This is a genomic window from Streptomyces sp. NPDC007346, from assembly GCF_040703535.1.
Taxonomy (GTDB): Bacteria; Actinomycetota; Actinomycetes; order Streptomycetales; family Streptomycetaceae; genus Streptomyces.
Window position 1 is genome coordinate 1 of the sequence record NZ_JBEYKR010000133.1, and the last position, 19,825, is coordinate 19,825.

The 19,825-nt window shown below is 71.6% G+C and carries 12 protein-coding genes and 1 pseudogene; 7 read left to right on the forward strand and 6 right to left on the reverse strand.

What is annotated here, in order from left to right:
• The first annotated feature begins 393 nt into the window (after positions 1–393).
• From AB0917_RS27085 to AB0917_RS27110, 6 genes are all read left to right on the forward strand, one after another.
• Positions 394–2,025, forward strand: coding sequence for a stealth family protein (locus AB0917_RS27085; RefSeq protein WP_366822295.1), 1,632 nt, complete (start codon positions 394–396; stop codon positions 2,023–2,025).
• A gap of 15 nt (positions 2,026–2,040) precedes the next feature.
• The gene (locus AB0917_RS27090; RefSeq protein ID WP_366822296.1) at positions 2,041–3,657 is read left to right on the forward strand and encodes a sugar phosphotransferase; all 1,617 of its coding nucleotides are present in this window, start codon (positions 2,041–2,043) and stop codon (positions 3,655–3,657) included.
• A gap of 74 nt (positions 3,658–3,731) precedes the next feature.
• Positions 3,732–5,420 (forward strand): stealth family protein, encoded by a 1,689-nt coding sequence (locus AB0917_RS27095; RefSeq protein WP_366822297.1) that lies wholly within the window; start codon positions 3,732–3,734, stop codon positions 5,418–5,420.
• Complete coding sequence (locus tag AB0917_RS27100; RefSeq protein ID WP_366822298.1) at positions 5,417–7,513, forward strand: glycosyltransferase family 4 protein; 2,097 nt, start codon at positions 5,417–5,419, stop codon at positions 7,511–7,513. Before AB0917_RS27095 ends, AB0917_RS27100 begins: the two co-directional genes overlap by 4 nt.
• Positions 7,510–9,486: a PIG-L family deacetylase gene (locus tag AB0917_RS27105; protein ID WP_366822299.1), complete on the forward strand. Its 1,977-nt coding sequence runs from the start codon at positions 7,510–7,512 to the stop codon at positions 9,484–9,486. Before AB0917_RS27100 ends, AB0917_RS27105 begins: the two co-directional genes overlap by 4 nt.
• 29 nt (positions 9,487–9,515) lie before the next feature.
• Complete coding sequence (locus AB0917_RS27110) at positions 9,516–10,496, forward strand: endonuclease/exonuclease/phosphatase family protein (protein ID WP_366822300.1); 981 nt, start codon at positions 9,516–9,518, stop codon at positions 10,494–10,496.
• Positions 10,497–10,638: 142 nt separating this feature from the next.
• Here AB0917_RS27110 and AB0917_RS27115 read toward each other — a convergent pair whose 3' ends face one another.
• The 5 genes from AB0917_RS27115 to AB0917_RS27135 form a co-directional block, all read right to left on the reverse strand.
• On the reverse strand, positions 10,639–12,768 hold the full coding sequence (locus AB0917_RS27115; RefSeq protein WP_366822301.1) for a 3-hydroxyacyl-CoA dehydrogenase NAD-binding domain-containing protein: 2,130 nt from the start codon (positions 12,766–12,768) through the stop codon (positions 10,639–10,641).
• A complete protein-coding gene (locus tag AB0917_RS27120; protein ID WP_366822302.1) occupies positions 12,765–13,991 on the reverse strand; it encodes an acetyl-CoA C-acyltransferase in 1,227 nt (408 codons plus the stop codon). Before AB0917_RS27120 ends, AB0917_RS27115 begins: the two co-directional genes overlap by 4 nt.
• 288 nt (positions 13,992–14,279) lie before the next feature.
• Positions 14,280–15,554: a ribonuclease D gene (locus tag AB0917_RS27125; protein ID WP_366822303.1), complete on the reverse strand. Its 1,275-nt coding sequence runs from the start codon at positions 15,552–15,554 to the stop codon at positions 14,280–14,282.
• Between the two features lie 114 nt (positions 15,555–15,668).
• Positions 15,669–16,331 carry a response regulator transcription factor gene (locus AB0917_RS27130; RefSeq protein WP_003965521.1) on the reverse strand — a complete coding sequence of 221 codons (663 nt, stop codon included), beginning with the start codon at positions 16,329–16,331 and terminating at the stop codon, positions 15,669–15,671.
• A 212-nt stretch (positions 16,332–16,543) separates the two neighbouring features.
• Positions 16,544–17,203, reverse strand: a complete 660-nt coding sequence (locus tag AB0917_RS27135) for a DUF3000 domain-containing protein (protein WP_366822304.1) — start codon at positions 17,201–17,203, stop codon at positions 16,544–16,546.
• 92 nt (positions 17,204–17,295) lie between these two features.
• On the opposite strand from AB0917_RS27135, the gene hemE reads away from it, so the two are divergent.
• Complete coding sequence (hemE, locus tag AB0917_RS27140; RefSeq protein WP_366822305.1) at positions 17,296–18,393, forward strand: uroporphyrinogen decarboxylase; 1,098 nt, start codon at positions 17,296–17,298, stop codon at positions 18,391–18,393.
• Between the two features lie 43 nt (positions 18,394–18,436).
• Here the strand turns inward: hemE and AB0917_RS27145 are convergent.
• Positions 18,437–19,825: pseudogene (locus AB0917_RS27145) on the reverse strand (FAD-dependent oxidoreductase); the annotation flags it as partial.

Genomic DNA, 19,825 nt, shown 5'->3' on the forward strand with positions numbered 1-19,825 from the left:
AGTGAAACGAAAAACTTCAAAATAAACGCTTGACAGACTCTGAGGAAAGCGTAGACGTGCCCGGCCGGTCCTGTGCCGAGTCGGTGGATCTCCGGGAATGCGGTGATCGCCCTTGAAGGATTGAAGGCATGAGTCCGTTTGGCTTCCTATTTCGCCATCTTGTGGCTCACTTCAAGGCGTGTGTTGACATGAAACGTACGGACGGTGAAGATGTGCGTGACCTGTGAAGGTTTATTGTTCATGTGAACGTAGTCGCTTGTTTCCGCTGGGCGAATCCGTGGAAACGGGCCGGGGGCAGCACGGAGGACCTGTCTTCGCGGCCGGTCTGCCAGGGGGAGAACGAGGAATCATGGCTGTGCAGTGGCACCGGTCGGTCTTGGTGAGGCACGAAGGGTGACCACTCTTCCCGGCCCCGCCGCGTTCGCGGCGAGGGGGACCGCCATGCCCGGCGCCCCCGTCGGCGTCCCGGCGCAGCCCTCCGGCCACCCTCAGGACCCGGCCCCGTCGGCCGACGCGGCCGACGACGTCTACGTCACACGGGCGCTCACCCCGCTCGCCGCGCGCGAGGCCAATCGCTCCGCGGTCACCGCACTGCTGGACACGGTCGGCGTCCCGCACTTCGCCGTACGCGGCACGTCGGACCACGGCACGGTCGTCGCCGTGGCGGAGGACGACCGTGAGCGGGTGCTCGACGTCGTCTTCCGGGGCCTGGGCCAGTTCCCGGGACACATCAGTGCCGCGCAGCCCGACCAGGTGCGCCAGGCGCCACCGCTCTCCTCCCGCGAGGCCAAGGCCTGGCGCCACGTCAGGACGGCCGCCGCTCTCCAGGTGAGCTGGACCCGCGCCGATCCCGGCCGCCATCTTCTGCTCGGTCACGAGTACGGCTGCGCCATCGAGTTCTGGCGCCGGCAGGGCAGCCACCTCGTGGCGCCCAGGGCGAACCGCGTCACCTGGGCCGTCTCCGAGCAGGGCGCCAACGTGCTCGGCGCCGCTCGCCTCTTCAGCCGGTTCATCTCGGACTGGACCCCGCCCGGCTCCACGCCCGCGCTGGCCACCCGACCGGAGTTCCTGGTGGAGCTGGCCGACGAGATCACCTTTCCGGTGGACGCCGTCTACACCTGGGTCGACGGGAACGACCCCGCCTGGCAGCAGCGCAAGGCATCGGCCAAGGGCGAGGTGTACCACGCGGAGTCGGCGAGCGACGCCCGCTTCATCAGCCGGGACGAGCTGCGCTACTCGGTGCGGTCCCTGCACCTCTTCGCACCGTGGATACGCAACATCTACATAGCCACCGACGACCAGGTACCCGCCTGGATGCGTGAGGACGTGCCGGGCATCCAGGTGGTGAGCCATCGCGAGATCTTCCGCGACCCCACGGACCTGCCGACCTTCAACTCGCACTCGATCGAGAGCCAGCTGCACCACATCGAGGGCCTCTCCGAACACTTCCTGTACTTCAACGACGACATGTTCATCGGCCGGCCGGTGACGCCGTACTCCTTCTTCACCCCCGGCGGGGTCGCGCGCTATTTCCCCTCCCGCAACCGCATTCCGCAGGGGCCGGTCGTCGAGACCGACACACCGGTCGACGCGGCCTGCAAGAACAACAGGGCGCTTCTGCTCGAACGTTTCGGCAAGGTCATCACCCAGCCCATGGAGCACATTCCCTACGCACTGCGGCGCAGCGCGATCGAGGAGGCCGAACGGGATTTCCCGCAGGCCTGGGCCCGCACGTCGGCCAGCAGGTTCCGGGCGATGACCGATCTGTCCCCCACCTCGTCCTTCGCGGTCTACTACGCGGCCCTCACCGGCCGCGCACAGCCGTCCTCCATGCCCTTCACCTACCTGCAACTGGCCGTACCCGACCTCGCCGACCGGCTGCAGAGACTGCTCGACGGGCGCAACCAGGATTCCTTCTGCCTCAATGACGCCTTTTCCACCCCGGAGGACATCGAGGCCCAGCAGGAACTCCTCGACGGATTCCTCAACGGCTACTTCCCCACCCCCAGTCCCTACGAGCGATGAAGCGGAGTCCATGACGTGCCACGCCCACCAGCACTGAGCTCCGCGGCTCAGGTGTACCGCCGTATCGTCCCGCTGCCGGTACGGTCCGTCGCGACCAGCCGCGTGACGCCCGGCGTCCGCAGGAAGGTCAAGCGCGGACTGGTCCGCACCCTCGACCGGCGCGAGTCGCGACTGCACCGGCGTGCCCTGCGGCGCATCCGCAAGTCGGGGTTCCGGGAGGTCTCCGAGAGCCGGATCAAAGCTCCGGACGGCCGGATCGCCCATGTCCACAGGGGCCTCACCGCGGACCTCGCCCGGCGCCTGGACCACGACCTGATCGCGCACGCCCTGGACCGGGCGGACATCCCGTGGTTCGTCGTGCCCGCCCTCGACGACCGGCGGATCTGCTTCGCCGTGGAGCAGCAGGACAAGGGACAGATCCGCAGGGTCCTGCGGGCGCTGCTGGAGGAGCACACCGGCTACGTGGTCTCCGTCTCCCCGGCCAACAACGAGACGAGAACCGTCCCGGGCAGCCATGTGAAGGCGTGGAAGCACTACGGCAAGGCCAAGGTGGTACGTATCACCTGGCTGCGCACCGACCCCACGCAGAACCTGTGGGTCGGGGACGACCAGGGCGTGGAGATCGAGTTCTGGACCGTCAACAACACGCTGCCCGTCGAGCGCCTCGTCGGGCCGCGGCCCAACCGTGTCCAGCGCGTGGTGCCGCGTGACGCCCCCGGCCTGGAGATCGGTTTCGAACGGCTCTCGGGCTATTCGGACATCGACGGCGACATGGAACCGACCATCACGCTGGAGAACTTCGACATCCCGCGTCTGGAGGAGATCACCTTCCCCGTGGACGCCGTCATTCCCTGGCGCCACGACACCCCCTGGGGCGAGGAGCTGCTCCGCGCCGCGCTGAGGTCCCTGCACCAGTACGCCCCCTGGGTCGACGTCGTACACATCCTGGAGCAGGCCCCGGCGCCCCGCTGGCTGCGCTCCGGCGACCACCTCTCCGTCATCCCGGCGGGGCCGGACGCCGAGGCCTGGCTGCACCAGCTGTCCGACCTCTCGGACCGATTCCTCCTGATGCGTCCCGGCGCCCTGTTCGGCCGGCCGGTCCGCCCCTTCGACTACTTCAGCCCGCACGGCGGGACCCGGCCGCGCCGTGGACCGTGGACGGCCGAGGAGTCCTTCGCCTCCTGGACGGCGACGGCCTACTCCGCCACCGGCCGGGCGGTCGGCCACGGCTACGCGCCGGGCCCCCAGCCCTACACCCGCTCCGCCCTCATCGAGCTGACCGCGTCGGGGTTCGTCCCGGAGCAGCCGCTCGACGGGCAGCTGGAGCCCGTACTGCCGCGCACGCACCCGGCGGACGGCCTCACCCACCATTACGCCCGCACGGCGGGGCTCGCCGACCCCGCCAACGAGGCGACCGTCGCGCTCCACGCCGCGCTCCCCGGCATCCAACGCCACCTGGACCGGCTCCTGGTGCGCCGGGACACCCAGCAGATGCAGCTGTTCGGACTGGGCGCCGACGCCTCCCTGAGCCGCGGCGGCACCGACGCCGTCATCTCCTTCCTGCACCGTTACTTCCCCGTCGCGAGCCCGTTCGAGCTCGGACAACCAGAGGACCCGGACAAGCGCACGTGAGCATGGGCAATCCCGAAGCGTCCGCCGCGGTCGGGATATACCGCACCCTCGTACCGACCACCCTGAGACGACGCGTGGCACGCCGTGTACCGGCCCGGCTCCGCGCGGCCCTCAAGGGGGCGCTGCGCCGGACGCATCACCTCACCGCGGTCGTCCGCGCCGTCCGCGCCGCCCGCGCGCGGCGCCGCTGGCCCCAGCTCTTCGGCGCGCAGGAGCGGCTGGCGGTGCTCGCCGCCCGAGGGTCGCAGATAGCGCTCGTGCGCCCCACCGTCTCTCCGCTCGGGCTGCGCGAGGCCAACCTGGAACTGGTGGTCTCCTTCCTGGAACGGGCCGGCATCGACTACTTCGCGATCCGTGGCCGGTCCGACTTCCGCTCCGTCCTGGCTGTCGCCGCCCGTGACAGGGGTCGGGTCATCGACATGCTGGCCCACACACGGGACGCCGGACCGGTCTACGCGGTCGCCTGCCGTGGGGAGGCGGTCCGGGGCCGGCCCGTCCTGTGCGGATCGCCCGGCGCGCGCAAGGTCGCGGGCGAGGCCGCGGTCCTGCGGCTCGGCATGGTGTGGAGCGACCCGGGCAACACCCTGGTGCTGGGTCTTGAGTACGGCTGCGACCTGGAGTTCTGGGAGCTGAACGAGGACGGCCGGCTGGTCGCTCCCCGCCCCAACCGCGTCACCGAGGACGTCTCACCGACGGAGGAGCGGGTCAGCGTGCCCGTCAGCCGGCTCACGGGATTCGCCGCCCTGCACACCCGCCGGACCCGTTCGGTGCGGACCCTCGCCGCCTGCGCCGAGCCGCTGCCCGAGGACGTGCGCTTCCCCATCGACGTCGTCTACACCTGGGTGGACGGCTCGGACCAGGAGTGGCAGCGCCGCCGCGGGGCCTTCAACGCGAGCGGCTACCACGCCGAGGCCGCCAACGCGGCGCGCTACATCAGCCGGGACGAACTGCGCTACTCGCTCAGGGCGCTGGAGCAGAACGCCCCCTGGGTCCGCCATGTCTACCTCGTGACCGACCGGCAGCGGCCGCACTGGCTCAACCTCCGCAGCCCGCGCATCACCGTGGTCGACCACTCCGCGCTCTTCGCCGACCCGGCGGCGCTGCCGACCTTCAACTCCCACGCGATCGAGAGCCAGCTCCACCACATCGACGGGCTCTCCGAGCACTTCCTGTACTTCAACGACGACATGTTCCTCGGCTGCCCGGTCACCCCGCGCGACTTCTTCCTGTCCAACGGGATGACCCGTACGTTCCTGTCACCCTCCCAGGTCCCCCGCTGGGAGCTCACCGGCGGCGACCGGCCGGTGGACGCGGCGGGCAAGAACAACCGCAGGCTCCTCCTGGAGAACTTCGGCTCCGCCATCGTCCAGAAGCTGCGTCACGCCCCGTACGCCCTGCGCCGCAGCGTGCTGTACGAGATCGAACGCGAGTTCGCCGAAGCGCACCGGGGGACGACCTACAGCCGCTTCCGCAGCCCCACGGACATCTCCATCCCGTCCTCGCTGTACCACTACTACGCCTACTTCACGGCCCGCGCGGTGCCCTCGGAGATCGGTTTCGCCTACCTGGACCTGGCGAAGCCCGAGATCGCGCGGCGCCTGGGCATCCTCCTGGCCCGGCGCGACCGGCAGGCGTTCTGCATCAACGACACCCTGTCGGACACGTTCGACGTCGGACGGCAGGCAGCCATGCTCAGCGACTTCCTCCGCGCCTACTACCCCGTGCCCAGCCCCTTCGAGCGGAAGGACGCCGACGTCCGATGAAGATCTCCTTCCTCATCAACAACATCTACGGCATCGGCGGCACCAACCGCACGGTCATCAACCTGGCCGAAGCGCTGGCGGTCCGCCATGACGTGGAGATCGTCTCCGTCTTCCGGCGCTCGACCACCCCCAAGTTCGGGATCTCGCCCCGCATCAGGGTCCGCGCCCTGGTCGATCTGCGCTCCGGCGCCGCCGACCGCAACGCCCCGGGGACCGACGAGCCGAGCGAGGTGGTGCCGCGCCAGGAGGAGTTCTACGCGCAGTACAACCGGTTCACCGACCGGCGGATCATCGACGATCTGGCCGGCACCGATGCCGATGTGGTCATCGGCACCCGGCCCAGCCTCAACCTCTTCGTGGCCTCCCACACCCGCGACTCCGCCCTGCGGATCGCTCAGGAACACATGACACACCTGGCGATCCCGGCCGCGGTCCGCGCCGAGATGGCCCGGGTGTACCCGCGGCTGGACGCCGTCACCACGGTCACGGAGGCCGACGCCCGCTCCTTCCTGGCGAACACCCCGGTGCCCGGCATCCCCGTGGTGGGCATCCCCAACAGCGTGCCGCGGCCGGCCGTGCCCCCGGCCGACGGCTCCAGCAAGGTGGTGGTCAGCGCCGGCCGTATGCACCACATCAAGCGGTACGACCTCCTGATCCGCGCCTTCGGCATGATCGCCGACGAGTTCCCCGACTGGCAGCTGCGCATCTACGGCGACGGCGGCGAGGCGGCGAAGCTGCGCGCCCTGGTGACCGAGCTCGGCCTCACCGGCCGTGCCCTCCTGATGGGCGGCTTCTCACCCATCGAGTCGGAATGGGCCAAGGGCTCGATCGCCGCCGTCACCTCCAGCGCGGAATCCTTCGGCATGACCCTGGTGGAAGCCATGCGGTGCGGTCTGCCCGTCGTCTCGACGGACTGCCCGGTCGGGCCGCGGGAGATCCTCCGGGAGGGCGAGGACGGCCTCCTCGTGCCCACGGGGGACGCCCCCGCCATCGCCTCGGGGCTGCGCCTGCTCATGGCCGACGGCAACCTGCGCCGGTCCATGGGGGAGGCCGCGCTGCGCAACTCGGCCCGCTACGACCCGGAAGTGGTCGCCGACCGCTACGTCGAGCTGTTCGAGGACGCGGCCGGCCGCCGGTCCGCCGGGGACCGCGGCTACCGCCGGCCCGTACCGTCCAGGACCGGGGCGCAGGCGCAGGCGACCGTTCCGCCGCTCTCCATGAGAGCGGCCACGGTCGATGTCGCGACCGACGACACGGGCGGGCTGGGCTTCGCCGTACAGGGACCGCCCGAGGGCCGGCGCCGCTGGCAGTTCGTGCTGCGGCACGCGGCCACCGGCACCGACGTGCTGCCGGACATGGAGCTGCCGACCGCCCGCACCCCGCAGAGCAACGGCGGGACGCACTACTCCGCCCAGCTGCCGGCCTCGGCCCTGGAGGAGCTGGGCGACGGCCGCTGGAAGGTGACCATGCGCTCGGCCAAGTCGGAGACCGTCCACATGAAGGCGGGCATCCGGGACACCCGGTCGCTGATCGCCGCCCGTGTCCGGCTCATCGCCTGGCCCACGAGCGCTCCGGTCGGCTGGAACCTTCCGTACGCGCAGCCGAACGGCAAGCTGATGCTGCGTACGGTGCTGCGTCAGGAACATGTCGAGTGCACCTCCATCGACCTGCACGAGTCCGGCATCACCGTCACCGGGGTGCTGTACGGCGAGAGGGAGCTGAGGGCGGGCGCGCGCTTCGTCGTCAGCCGCCGGGGCCAGCACATGGTCAACCACACCGTTCCCGTCCAGGTCCTGAGCAGCAGGGCCTTCCGCGTGGAGGTTCCCGTCCGGTACGTGGTCGATCACCGGCTGGAGCGCTGGGAGGACTGGGACTGGTGGTTGCAGCCTCATCCCGACCAGTGGAAGAAGACCCGTGTGTGCCGTGTGCTCGAAGACTTCCCCGACGTCAAGAACGCCTACCCCTACCCGCCCGTGCCGCTTGCCGGGGACGAGCGGTCGGACTACGCCGTGGTCCATCCGGCCCGACCGGTGTGGGTGCGCCCCTACTGCTCGGTGTCCGGAGGCATGGCGATGAACGTGGTGGACCGATGAACCGGGCGAAGCGCTCCCTTCTGCACATCGTCGCGCACCAGGACGACGACCTGTACTTCATGAACCCCGACCTGGCCCGTGCGCTCCAGGCGGGCGACGAGATCACCACGGTGGTGGTGACCGCCGGAGAGGGCGACGGCATCAACGTCGACACCGACGACCCGCAACGCCGTACCCAGCAGCCCGATTTCGTCGGCTACAGCACCGCGCGCGGCTGCGGTCTGCGCTCCGCCTACGCCCGGATGGCGACCGGTGACCGCGCGAGCCCATGGCACCGGGAGCCGGTCCAGCTGGCCCCCGGCTTCGTCGTGGAACGCTTCACGCTGCCGGCCCGGGACACCGTGCGCATGTACTTCCTCCAGGTGCACATGGGCGCCCCCACGGTGGGCGGCGAGCGCACCCGTGTGCACCAGCTGTGGGGAGGGACCGTCAGCTCGCAGGCCACGCTGCCCGTGCTGGGGTCCACCGTCGCCGAGGTGCAGCACATCTCCCGTGAGCAGCTCATCGCCGGTCTGACCGCACTGCTCGACCAGGTCAGGCCGACCGTGGTGCGGGCCATGGACCCCGACCCCGAGCACGACGGCGGCAAGGAGGGGTTCGTGATGTCCGATCACCTCGACCACACCTCCGTCACCCAGTTCGCCCTCGCCGCCCTGTCGCGTCACCGGGACGCGGGCCACGCCCCGGTGGTCGAGCACTACCGGGCGTACGCCAACCGCTTCTGGGGCCGCAACCTGGACGCCGTCGCCGTGGCCGAGAAGGCCGAGTACCTCGCCACGTACGCCGGCCTGGACGCCACGCACTGCCCGCAGGGCACGTGCGGTCGGTGCGGAGACCGGCAGCTGGGCCCCGACCCCTTCCGCAGTACGCACATGATGAGCACCGCCTACCGTTACTCGCCCTCCGCGAACTGGCTGCGGCTGGGGCCCGGCGGGCGGCTGAACGCCTTCGCGGTCCTGGGCGGGCGGCTCGCCTTCTGGACGGAGACGGGCCCCGCCTCCGGCGTGTGGCGAGGCCCCTTCGTCCTCGGCGACGGGTGGATATCGCCCACCCTGGCGGTGGCGGGAGCCGGTGGCGGACCGGCCGAACTCGTCGCTCTGCGCCGGAACATGGTGGCCGGGGGCGGCGTCACCGTGGAGCTGGTCCACACGGTGCAGGATCCCGGTGGCAACGGCTTCAACGGCTGGCAGTCCCTGGAGAACCCGGACTGGGCGCACAGCGACGGGCGCCGCCAGCGGGAGCTGGGGGTGCCGTCGGCAGCGGTCGACGGCGCGGGCCGGCTCCACGTCTTCGCCAGGAACTTCGCCCAGGGCATCAGCATGCGCCGCAGGAACGAGAGCGGCGCGTGGGAGTCCTGGGAGGACCTGGGCGGCTCCTTCGAGCAGGACGCCGGTGTCGCCCTGACCACCGAGCGGGGCACGGTGGAGCTGTACGTGCCGGGCAAGGACACCGTGAGCCGTTGGCACCAGACCTTCCTGGGCGGCCCCTTCGTCCGGGACGACACGCTGAAGACCGGCAGGGTCGCGACCGGAGGCGTCAACGCGGTGGACTCGGGCGGCGGCCGGACCTGCCTCTACTACCGGCAGGCCGACACCCAGCAGGTCATGGCCTACCGGCAGCACGAGAACGGCAACTGGCCCGGCGGCGGCGCCGGCCTCGGCACCAGCGGCGGCACGGGCGCGGTGGCGGCGCTGTGGGCCCCCGAGCGGGGCGCACGCGAGGCCTTCCTGGCGCACCGCAGCTCCGGCGGCCGGCTCGCCGCCTCGCTGCCGGTGCCCGACAAGGACGCCTCCGGCACCCACTGGCGTGAGCAGGGCGAAACGTTCACCCATGCGCCGTCCATGGCGTACGACGCCGCGGGAGCCGTCGTCGTCGCGGTCATCGGTACGGACGGCAGGCTCTGCCTCCGTCGCCAGCTGTCGCCGGTGGTGGGCAGCGCGCTGGGCCCGGCCTTCCACGCGGAGCCGGCCTGACCGGTGCGGACGGCGACGGGGAGCGGCGGATGAGAGGGGCCGGAGCCGAACGCGCCGCGCGGGCCGCCGCCGTGGTCCTGGTGGCCGCGGCGGTCCTCGTCCTGGTGACGCTCGTACGGAAGGGACCGGAGGGACCTCCCACGCCCACCGAGGTGCGGGTCCTCCACTACAACCTCTGCGGGGCGGCCGCCGCGTGCCCGTGGAACTCCGGGGGATCGGGTACCGGCACCTCCGTGGAGCGCGTGGTGAAGGAGTCGGCCGCCTTCGCGCCCGACCTGATCACGCTCAACGAGATCTGCGCGACGCAGTACCGGGCGCTCCTGGAGCAGCTGGAGGAGGCCGGCCGGCGCATGCACGGAACGTACGCCTCCTCGCAGGACAACGTCCCCAACTGCGGCCCCACGGGGGAGTACGGCACCGCGGTCCTCAGCCGCGCGGCCATCGAGCCCGCAGGACCGGACTACCTGCCTTTCACCCGTACCGCGGGCGAGACGTACACGAACGGCGGGCGGACGGTGGCCGTCCGGCGCGGGCTGTTGTGCGCACCGACGCGGTTCGCCGGAAAGCCCCTGCACGCCTGCACCGCGCACACCAACGCCAAGGCGCCCGAGCAGCTGCGGGAGATCAGGGACCGGCTGGTGGAGGGCGCCGTCCCACGGGGGACACGGGTGCTGCTCGCCGGAGACCTGAACCTCCAGCCGAACGAGCCGGCGCTGGGGTTCCTCTACGCCCACGCGTCGGGGGACGGTGACCGGCCGACCGGGCGGTTCCTGGAGGGCGACGAGACGGACCGGACGTGGTTCTCCCAGGGGTCGACCGGGGGAGTGGTGTGCACCGGGAGCGAGCCGGAGCGGTGCCGCAACGGTGAACCCACGGCCGGCGACCGGAAGATCGACTACGTCTTCGCCGACACCCGGCACTTCTCCGGCGGGCACAGCGACGCGAGGCTGTTCGAGGAATCGGACCACGCGATGCTGACAGCCGTGTTCTCGCTCGCCCCGGACGCCTGAACGGGACGCTGAGCGCCGGAAGCCGTGCGCCGTACGGCGTACGGCGTACGGCGTACGCCGGAAGTCGGAAGCCGGAAGCCGGAAACGGAACGGGCCGTACGGGAGGAATCCCGTACGGCCCGTTCCCGCGCGTCCCGCCGGACTAGGCCGGCACGCTCGCCACGCCCCGCTCCAGGAACGGCTTGCCGTTCACCCGCTGGGAGACGCCCTCGCGGTCCAGGTACGGCGTGATGCCGCCCAGGTGGAAGGGCCAGCCCGCGCCGGTGATCAGGCACAGGTCGATGTCCTGGGCCTCGGCGACGACGCCCTCGTCCAGCATCAGGCCGATCTCCTGCGCCACCGCGTCGAGCACGCGGTCGCGGGTCTGCTCCTCGGTGAGGACGGTGTCGCCCTGCTTGAGGAGCGCGGCGACCTCGGGGTCGAGGACCGGCGCGCCGGAGTCGTAGACGTAGAAGCCGCGCTTGCCCGCCTTGACGACCGCCGCGAGGTTCTCGGAGACCGTGAAGCGCTCCGGGAAGGCGCGGTTCAGGGTCTCGGAGACGTGCAGGCCGATGGCCGGGCCGACCAGCTCCAGGAGGACCAGCGGGGACATCGGCAGGCCGAGCGGCTCGACGGCCTTCTCCGCGACCTCGACCGGGGTGCCCTCGTCGATGACGTTCTGGATCTCGCCCATGAAGCGGGTGAGGATGCGGTTGACGACGAACGCCGGGGCGTCCTTCACCAGGACCGCGGTCTTCTTCAGCTTGCGGGCCACACCGAACGCCGTCGCCAGCGAGGCGTCGTCCGTCTGCTCGCCGCGGACGATCTCCAGCAGCGGGAGGATCGCGACCGGGTTGAAGAAGTGGAAGCCGACGACCCGCTCGGGGTTCTTCAGCTTCGACGCCATCTCGGTCACCGAGAGCGAGGAGGTGTTGGTGGCGAGGATCGCGTGCGCCGGGGCGACCGCCTCGACCTCCGCGAACACCTGCTGCTTGACGCCGATCTCCTCGAAGACGGCCTCGATGATGAAGTCCGCGTCCGCGAACCCCTCGGCCTTGTCGAGCACACCCGAGACCAGGCCCTTGAGGCGGTTGGCCTTGTCCTGGTTGATGCGGCCCTTGCCGAGCAGCTTCTCGATCTCGGCGTGGACGTAGCCCACACCCTTGTCGACGCGCTCCTGGTCGATGTCCGTGAGGACGACCGGGACCTCCAGGCGGCGCAGGAAGAGCAGCGCCAGCTGCGAGGCCATCAGGCCCGCGCCCACGACGCCGACCTTGGTGACCGGGCGGGCCAGGTTCTTGTCCGGGGCGCCGGCCGGGCGCTTGGCGCGCTTCTGGACCAGGTTGAAGGCGTAGATGCCGCTGCGCAGCTCGCCGCCCATGATCAGGTCGGCCAGCGCCTGGTCCTCGGCGTCGAAGCCGGCGGACAGGTCGCCGTCCTTGGCCGCCGCGATGATGTCCAGCGCGCGGTACGCGGCCGGGGCCGCGCCGTGCACCTTGGAGTCCGCGATGGCCCGGCCACGGGCCACGGCCGCGTCCCAGGCCTCGCCGCGGTCGACCTCGGGGCGCTCGACGGCCAGCTCGCCCTTGAGGACGGCCGCCGTCCAGATCAGCGACTGCTCCAGGAAGTCCGCGCCCTCGAAGATCGCGTCCGCGATGCCCAGCTCGTGGACCTGCACGCCCTTGAGCTGACGGTTCTGGTTGAGCGAGTTCTCGATGATCACCGAGACCGCGCGGTCGGCGCCGATCAGGTTCGGGAGCAGCGCGCAGCCGCCCCAGCCGGGGACCAGGCCGAGGAAGACCTCGGGCAGCGAGAACGCCGGGATCGCGGTGGAGACGGTGCGGTAGGTGCAGTGCAGACCGACCTCGACGCCGCCGCCCATCGCCGCGCCGTTGTAGTACGCGAACGTGGGGACCGCGAGGCCGCCCAGGCGGCGGAAGACGTCGTGGCCGCCCTTGCCGATGGCGAGCGCGTCCTCGTGGCGGCCGAGCAGCTCGACGCCCTTGAGGTCGGCGCCGACGGCGAAGATGAACGGCTTGCCAGTGATGCCGACACCGGTGACGGTGCCCTCGGCCGCCTCCTTCTCGACCTGGTCGATCGCGGCGTTCAGGTTCGCCAGCGACTGCGGTCCGAAGGTGGTCGGCTTGGTGTGGTCCAGGCCGTTGTCCAGCGTGATGAGCGCGAACCGCCCGGCGCCGGAGGGCAGGTCCAGGTGGCGTACGTGCGCCTGCGTGACGACCTCGCCGGGGAACAGCTCGGCCGCACCCTTCAGAAGCTCAGTGGTGGAGCTCACTTGTTGCCTCCGTCAGCGTTGAAGTGCGGGTTCTCCCAGACGACCGTCGCGCCCATGCCGAAGCCGACGCACATCGTCGTCAGGCCGTAGCGGACCTCGGGCTGCTCCTCGAACTGCCGGGCCAGCTGCGTCATGAGCCGGACACCGGAGGAGGCCAGCGGGTGGCCGTACGCGATGGCGCCGCCGTACCGGTTGACGCGGGCGTCGTCGTCGGCGATGCCGTAGTGCTCCAGGAAGGCGAGCACCTGCACGGCGAACGCCTCGTTGATCTCGAAGAGACCGATGTCGGAGATGGACAGGCCGGCCTTGGCCAGCGCCTTCTCCGTCGCCGGGATCGGGCCGTAGCCCATGACCTCCGGCTCGACGCCCGCGAAGGCGTAGGAGACGAGGCGCATCCTGACCGGGAGGCCCAGCTCGCGGGCGACGTCCTCGGCGGCGAGCAGCGAGGCGGTGGCGCCGTCGTTGAGCCCCGCGGCGTTACCGGCCGTCACCCGGCCGTGGGGGCGGAAGGGGGTCTTCAGGCCCGCCAGGTTCTCCAGCGTGGTGCCCGGACGCATCGGCTCGTCGGCGGTGACCAGGCCCCAGCCCGTCTCGCCCGCCTCGGCGTCGGTGCGGCGCACGGAGACCGGTACCAGGTCCTGCTGGATCTTGCCGTCGGCGTACGCCTTGGCGGCCTTCTCCTGCGAACGCACCGCGTACTCGTCGGCGCGCTGCTTGGTGATCGTGGGGTAGCGGTCGTGCAGGTTCTCCGCCGTCATGCCCATGAACAGGGCGGACTCGTCGACCAGCTTCTCCGACACGAACCGCGGGTTCGGGTCGACGCCCTCGCCCATCGGGTGGCGGCCCATGTGCTCGACGCCACCGGCCACGACGACGTCGTACGCGCCGAAGGCGATGGAACCGGCCGTCGAGGTGACGGCGGTCAGCGCGCCCGCGCACATGCGGTCGATCGAGTAGCCGGGGACGGACTGCGGCAGACCGGCCAGGATTCCGGCGGTACGGCCGAGGGTGAGGCCCTGGTCGCCGATCTGCGTGGTCGCGGCGATGGCGACCTCGTCGATCTTCTTGGGGTCCAGGTCCGGGTTGCGGCGCAGCAGCTCCCGGATGGCCTTCACGACGAGATCGTCGGCGCGGGTCTCGTGGTAGATGCCCTTCGGGCCCGCTTTGCCGAACGGGGTGCGGACGCCGTCGACGAAGACGACGTCCCGGATGGTACGAGGCACGATGGCTCTCCTCCAGGGTGCGGGATGGCACTGCTGCGGGGCACGCCCGTGGGGCGCGCCGCCTGACCTCATGCTACTTGCGGGTAACCAGACTGCCCACCCCTCCTGGCCGGAGCGTCGAAGGTCACATTGTCCCGGTGCCCGCCGCGGGGCCGCCGAAGCGTGCGCGGGGCGGCGGATGCGGCGGTCGAACCTGGCGTGATTTCGACCATCGGTTCGGCCCGCGAACAGGGCCGGGGTAACAGAGAACCCCCGGCCGGTGACCGGGGGTGTCTTCCGCGCGGGGCGTCAGGCGCTGGTGTCGAGCGCCCGGACCAGGATCGGGCCGACCTGTGCGATCTGCCAGTGCCGGGCCCCGTACGCCGCGAGCGTGTCCTCGACGGCGCCCGGCGTGAGGATCTTCGGCGGCTCCCAGCAGACCCGGCGCACGGTGTCCGGGGTGATCAGGTTCTCCTGAGGCATGTGGAGCCGCTCGGCCAGTTCGGAGACGGCCGCGCGGGCCGCCGAGAGCCGGGCCGCGGCCGCCGGGTCCTTGTCGGCCCAGGAGCGCGGGGGCGGCGGTCCGGCCGGCTGCTGACCGGGCTGCGGCAGCTCCGACTCCGGCAGCGCCTTGGCCCGCTCCACCGCCGCCTGCCACTGCTCCAGCTGCCGGCGGCCCATGCGGTGGCCGAATCCCGGCAGGGCGGTCAGCGCCTGCACGTTGGCGGGCAGCGCGAGTGCGGCCTCGACGATCGCCGCGTCGCCGAGCACCTTGCCGGGGGAGATGTCGCGGCGCTGGGCCACCTGGTCCCGGGCGTTCCACAGCTCGCGGACGACCGCCATCTGACGGCGCCGGCGGACCTTGTGCATGCCGGAGGTGCGGCGCCAGGGGTCCTTGCGGGGCGGGGCGGGCGGCGCCGAGGCGATGGCGTCGAACTCCTCCCGGGCCCACTCCAGCTTGCCCTGCCGCTCCAGCTCCTCCTCCAGCGCGTCGCGCAGGTCGATCAGGAGCTCCACGTCGAGCGCGGCGTAGCGCAGCCAGGGCTCGGGCAGCGGGCGGGTGGACCAGTCGACGGCGGAGTGGCCCTTCTCCAGGGCGTAACCGAGGACGTTCTCGACCATGGCGCCGAGGCCGACGCGCGGGAAGCCCGCGAGCCGTCCGGCCAGCTCGGTGTCGAAGAGCGAGGTGGGAGCCATGCCTATGTCCCGCAGGCAGGGCAGGTCCTGGGTGGCGGCGTGCAGGATCCACTCGGTGCCGGTCAGGGCGGTGGACAGGCCCGAGAGGTCGGGGCAGCCGACGGGGTCGACCAGCGCGCTGCCCGCGCCGTCGCGGCGCAGCTGCACCAGGTAGGCGCGCTGGCCGTAGCGGTAGCCGGAGGCGCGCTCGGCGTCGACGGCCACCGGGCCGGTGCCCGCGGCGAAGGCCGCGACCACCCGGGCCAGGGCGTCGTCGGAGGCCACCACCGGGGGAATGCCCTCGCGAGGTTCGAGCAAGGGGATCGGCGCCGGGGCGACGTCGTCCGGGGGGGCGCCCCCGGTGGTTCGCAGTGAACTGTCTGCTGCGGTCTCTTGGGCGTCGGTCACGCGTCAAGGGTATCTGTGTATACGCGCCACCCGTCGACGGAACGTTCCGTCGACGGGTGGCCATGCGCGTATTCCAGCCGGAGACGCATCGGTGCACGTCCCGGCGGGGTGCGGTCAGTGGATGATGCCCGTCCGCAGGGCGACGGCGACCATTCCGGCGCGGTCTCCGGTGCCGAGCTTGCGGGCGATGCGGGCGAGGTGGGACTTGACGGTCAGGGCGGAGAGGCCCATCGAGACGCCGATGGCCTTGTTGGACTGGCCTTCGGCGACCAGGCGGAGCACCTCCACCTCGCGTCCGGACAGTTCGCGGTAGCCGCCCGGGTGGCTCGGGGAACCGGGGGGCCTGCGGTGCATACGGGCCGCGTTGGCGCCGATGGGGGCGACGCCGGGGCGGGTGGGGTGGCCGATGTTGGTTCGGGTGCCGGTGACGACGTAGCCCTTCACGCCGCCCGCGAGGGCGTTGCGAACGGCGCCGATGTCGTCGGCGGCGGAGAGGGCGAGACCGTTCGGCCAGCCTGCGGCGCGGGTCTCGGACAGCAGGGTCAGCCCGGAACCGTCGGGCAGGTGGACGTCGGCAATGCAGATGTCGCGCGGGTTGCCGACGCGGGGACGTGCCTCCGCGATGGACGACGCCTCGATGACGTCACGTACTCCGAGGGCCCACAGATGGCGGGTGACGGTGGAACGGACGCGCGGGTCGGCCACGACGACCATGGCCGTCGGCTTGTTCGGGCGGTAGGCGACCAGGCTTGCGGGCTGCTCAAGGAGAACGGACACCAGGCCTCCTGGGGGGAGTGGCGGGACGGGGCCGGCTCGGGGAGTGAAGCCGGGGCGAACCGTGCTTGAAGGGTCATTGACCTCTTCGGCAGCAGACCCGTCCTCCTTTAGAGGAAGATCACGATTTGGTGAGTAACAATTCGGGCAAATAGGACGCGCGATCGATTGTACGAAAAGAGAGTCGGTGGATGTGCGAAATGGGTGACGGGGTGTTACGAAACCTGCGGCCCGCGCCGCTGCGGCAGCGTCACCACCGTCGCGTCGGCCGGGTCCGACGGCGGCAGCCCCGCGATCTGGCAGAGCAGATCACCCCAGGCCATCAGGTGCGACGCCGCGTCCGGCACCCCGCCCCGGCCCTCGCGCGGCGTCCACGAGGCGCGGATCTCGATCTGCGTCGCCGGACGGCGCGCGGCCAGCGCACCGAAGTAGTGCGATCCGGCGCGTGTCACCGTCCCTCCGGCTTCCCCGTACGACAATCCGCGCGCGTCCAGCGCCCCGGTCAGCCAGGACCAGCACACCTCCGGCAGCAGCGGATCGGCGGCCATCTCCGGCTCCAGCTCCGCCCGCACCAGCGTCACCAGCCGGAAGGCGCCCTGCCAGGCGTCGTGCCCCGACGGGTCGTGCAGCAGGACGAGCCGCCCGTCCGCGAGATCGTCCTCGCCGTCCACCACCGCCGCCTCCAGGGCGTACGCGTGGGGCGCCAGGCGCTTGGGGGGCCGCGTGGTCTCCACCTCCAGCTCCGTGCGGAGCCGTGCGGAGCGCAACGCGTCGACCGCCGACCGGAACGCGGGCGGGACGGGAGGACCCTCCGCACTGTCCTTGCTGTCAGCGCCATCGGAATGATCGGAAAATTGTCCCTGAGCCGGAGCCATGCCGGGAAGAGTAGGCGGAACGCGGGCCTCGCGCAGGGAGAGACACCCCTGCGGCGCCGGGCTCCTTCACCGTGCGTGCGAAGATTTGGTGCGTGAGCGCCAACGACCGCCCTTCGGGCCAGCAGACGACGACCGCCGCCAGCCACGACACCCCCCGGAACGCCACCCACGGATCAGCGTTCCTCAAGGCCTGCCGGCGCGAGCCCGTGCCGCACACCCCGGTCTGGTTCATGCGGCAGGCCGGACGCTCGCTGCCCGAGTACCTGAAGGTCCGCGAGGGCATCGCGATGCTCGACTCCTGCATGATGCCGGAGCTGGTCACCGAGATCACGCTCCAGCCGGTACGCCGCCACAAGGTCGACGCCGCGATCTACTTCAGCGACATCGTCGTCCCCCTGAAGGCCATCGGCATCGACCTCGACATCAAGCCCGGCGTCGGCCCCGTCATCGCCGAGCCCATCCGCACCCGCGCCGACCTGGCCCGGCTGCGCGACCTCACCCCCGAGGACGTCCCGTACGTCACCGAGGCCATCGGGATGCTCACCGCCGAGCTGGGCGCCACCCCGCTCATCGGCTTCGCCGGGGCCCCCTTCACCCTCGCCAGCTACCTCGTCGAGGGCGGCCCCTCGCGCAACCACGAGCGCACCAAGGCCATGATGTACGGCGACCCGCAGCTCTGGGCCGACCTCGTGGACCGGCTCGCCGAGATCACCGGCGCCTTCCTCAAGGTCCAGATCGACGCCGGCGTCTCCGCCGTGCAGCTCTTCGACTCCTGGGTCGGCGCGCTCGCCCCCGCCGACTACCGCCGCTCCGTGCTCCCCGCCTCCGCGAAGGTCTTCGACGCCGTCGCCTCCTACGGCGTCCCGCGCATCCACTTCGGCGTCGGCACCGGCGAGCTGCTGGGGCTGATGGGCGAGGCCGGGGCGGACGTCGTCGGCGTCGACTGGCGCGTCCCGATGGACGAGGCCGCCCGCCGCGTCGGCCCCGGCAAGGCGCTCCAGGGCAACCTGGACCCCGCCGTGCTCTTCGCGCCGACCCCGGCGGTCGAGGAGAAGACCCGCGAGGTGCTGGACGCCGCAGCCGGTCTGGAGGGCCACATCTTCAACCTGGGCCACGGCGTCATGCCGACGATGGACCCGGACGCGCTGACCCGGCTCGTGGAGTACGTGCACGAGCGGACCGCGCGCTGAGCCACCGGTCCCGGGGAGCCGCCGGGCCCCCCGGGACCACGGTTCAGCTCACCGCGCCCCGCACCGCCGCCACCGCCTTGCGGGCCGCCACCAGGACCGGGTCCCACACCGGCGAGAACGGCGGCGCGTAGCCGAGGTCCAGCGCCGTCATCTGCTCCACCGTCATCCCGGCGGTCAGCGCCACCGCCGCCACGTCCACGCGCTTGGCCGCCCCTTCGCGGCCCACGATCTGCACCCCGAGCAGCCGCCCCGTACGGTGCTCCGCGATCATCTTCACCGTCATCGGCCGCGCCCCCGGGTAGTAGCCCGCCCGCCCCGTCGACTCGATGGTCGCTGTGACGTACCGCAGCCCGACCGCGCGGGCATCCTTCTCCCGCAGCCCGGTCCGGGCGATCTCCAGGTCGCAGACCTTGCTCACCGCCGTACCGACGACGCCCGGGAACGTCCCGTAGCCGCCGCCGACGTTCGACCCGATGACCTGGCCGTGCTTGTTGGCGTGGGTCCCCAGCGCGATGTGGCGGCTGCTTCCCCCCACCAGGTCCAGGACCTCCACGCAGTCGCCGCCCGCCCAGATGTTCTCGTGGCCCACGGCCCGCATCGCCAGGTCGGTGAGGAGACCGCCGTGCTGCCCCACCGTGAGACCCGCCTCCCGGCCCAGCTCCGCCTCCGGCTCGACGCCGATGCCGAGGACCACCACGTCCGCCGGATAGCTCCGGCCCTCGGTCGTCACCTCGCCGACCCGGCCGTCCGGACCCGTCACGATCCCGGTGACCGACACGCCGTTGACCGTGACGATGCCGAGGCCGTCCATGGCGTCGTGGACGAGCTTGCCCATGTCCGGGTCGAGCGTCGCCATCGGCTGCCTCCCCCGGTTGAGGACCGTCACCTCGAAGCCGTGCTTCAGCATCGCCTCGGCCATCTCGACGCCGATGTACCCGGCGCCGACCACCACCGCCCGCCGCCTCCTGTCCGAGCCCACGGCGTCCAGCGAGTCGATGAGCGCCTGCCCGTCGCCCAGGGTCTGCACCCCGTGCACGCCCGGCGCGTCGATGCCGGGCAGCTCCGGGCGGATTGGACGGGCCCCGGTGGCGATCACCAGCTTGTCGAAGCCCGTCCAGTACGTGTCCCCGCTCTCCCGGTCCAGCGCCCGCACCCGCTCCCCGGCCACGTCGATCTCCGTGACCTCGGTGCGCATCCGCAGATCGATGTCCCGCGCCCGGTGCTCCTCGGCGGTCCGCGCGATCAGAGCGTCCGGCCCCTCGACGTCGCCGCTCACCCAGTACGGGATGCCGCAGGCGGAGTACGAGGTGAACTCACCGCGCTCGAAGGCGATGATCTCCACCAGTGCCTACACCGCCGTGCGTTTCAACCTGCGCTATGACCTGAAGCTGATCCTCGGCTCGCGCCTGGACTGGTATGAGTACCAGCAGCA

Bases quoted from the DNA above. Each gene is read 5' to 3' on its own strand.
- AB0917_RS27100 (WP_366822298.1), top strand. From the start codon at position 5,417: ATGAAGATCTCCTTCCTCATCAACAACATCTACGGCATCGGCGGCACC.
- AB0917_RS27105 (WP_366822299.1), top strand. From the start codon at position 7,510: ATGAACCGGGCGAAGCGCTCCCTTCTGCACATCGTCGCGCACCAGGAC.
- AB0917_RS27110 (WP_366822300.1), top strand. From the start codon at position 9,516: ATGAGAGGGGCCGGAGCCGAACGCGCCGCGCGGGCCGCCGCCGTGGTC.
- AB0917_RS27135 (WP_366822304.1), bottom strand. From the start codon at position 17,203: ATGGCTCCGGCTCAGGGACAATTTTCCGATCATTCCGATGGCGCTGAC.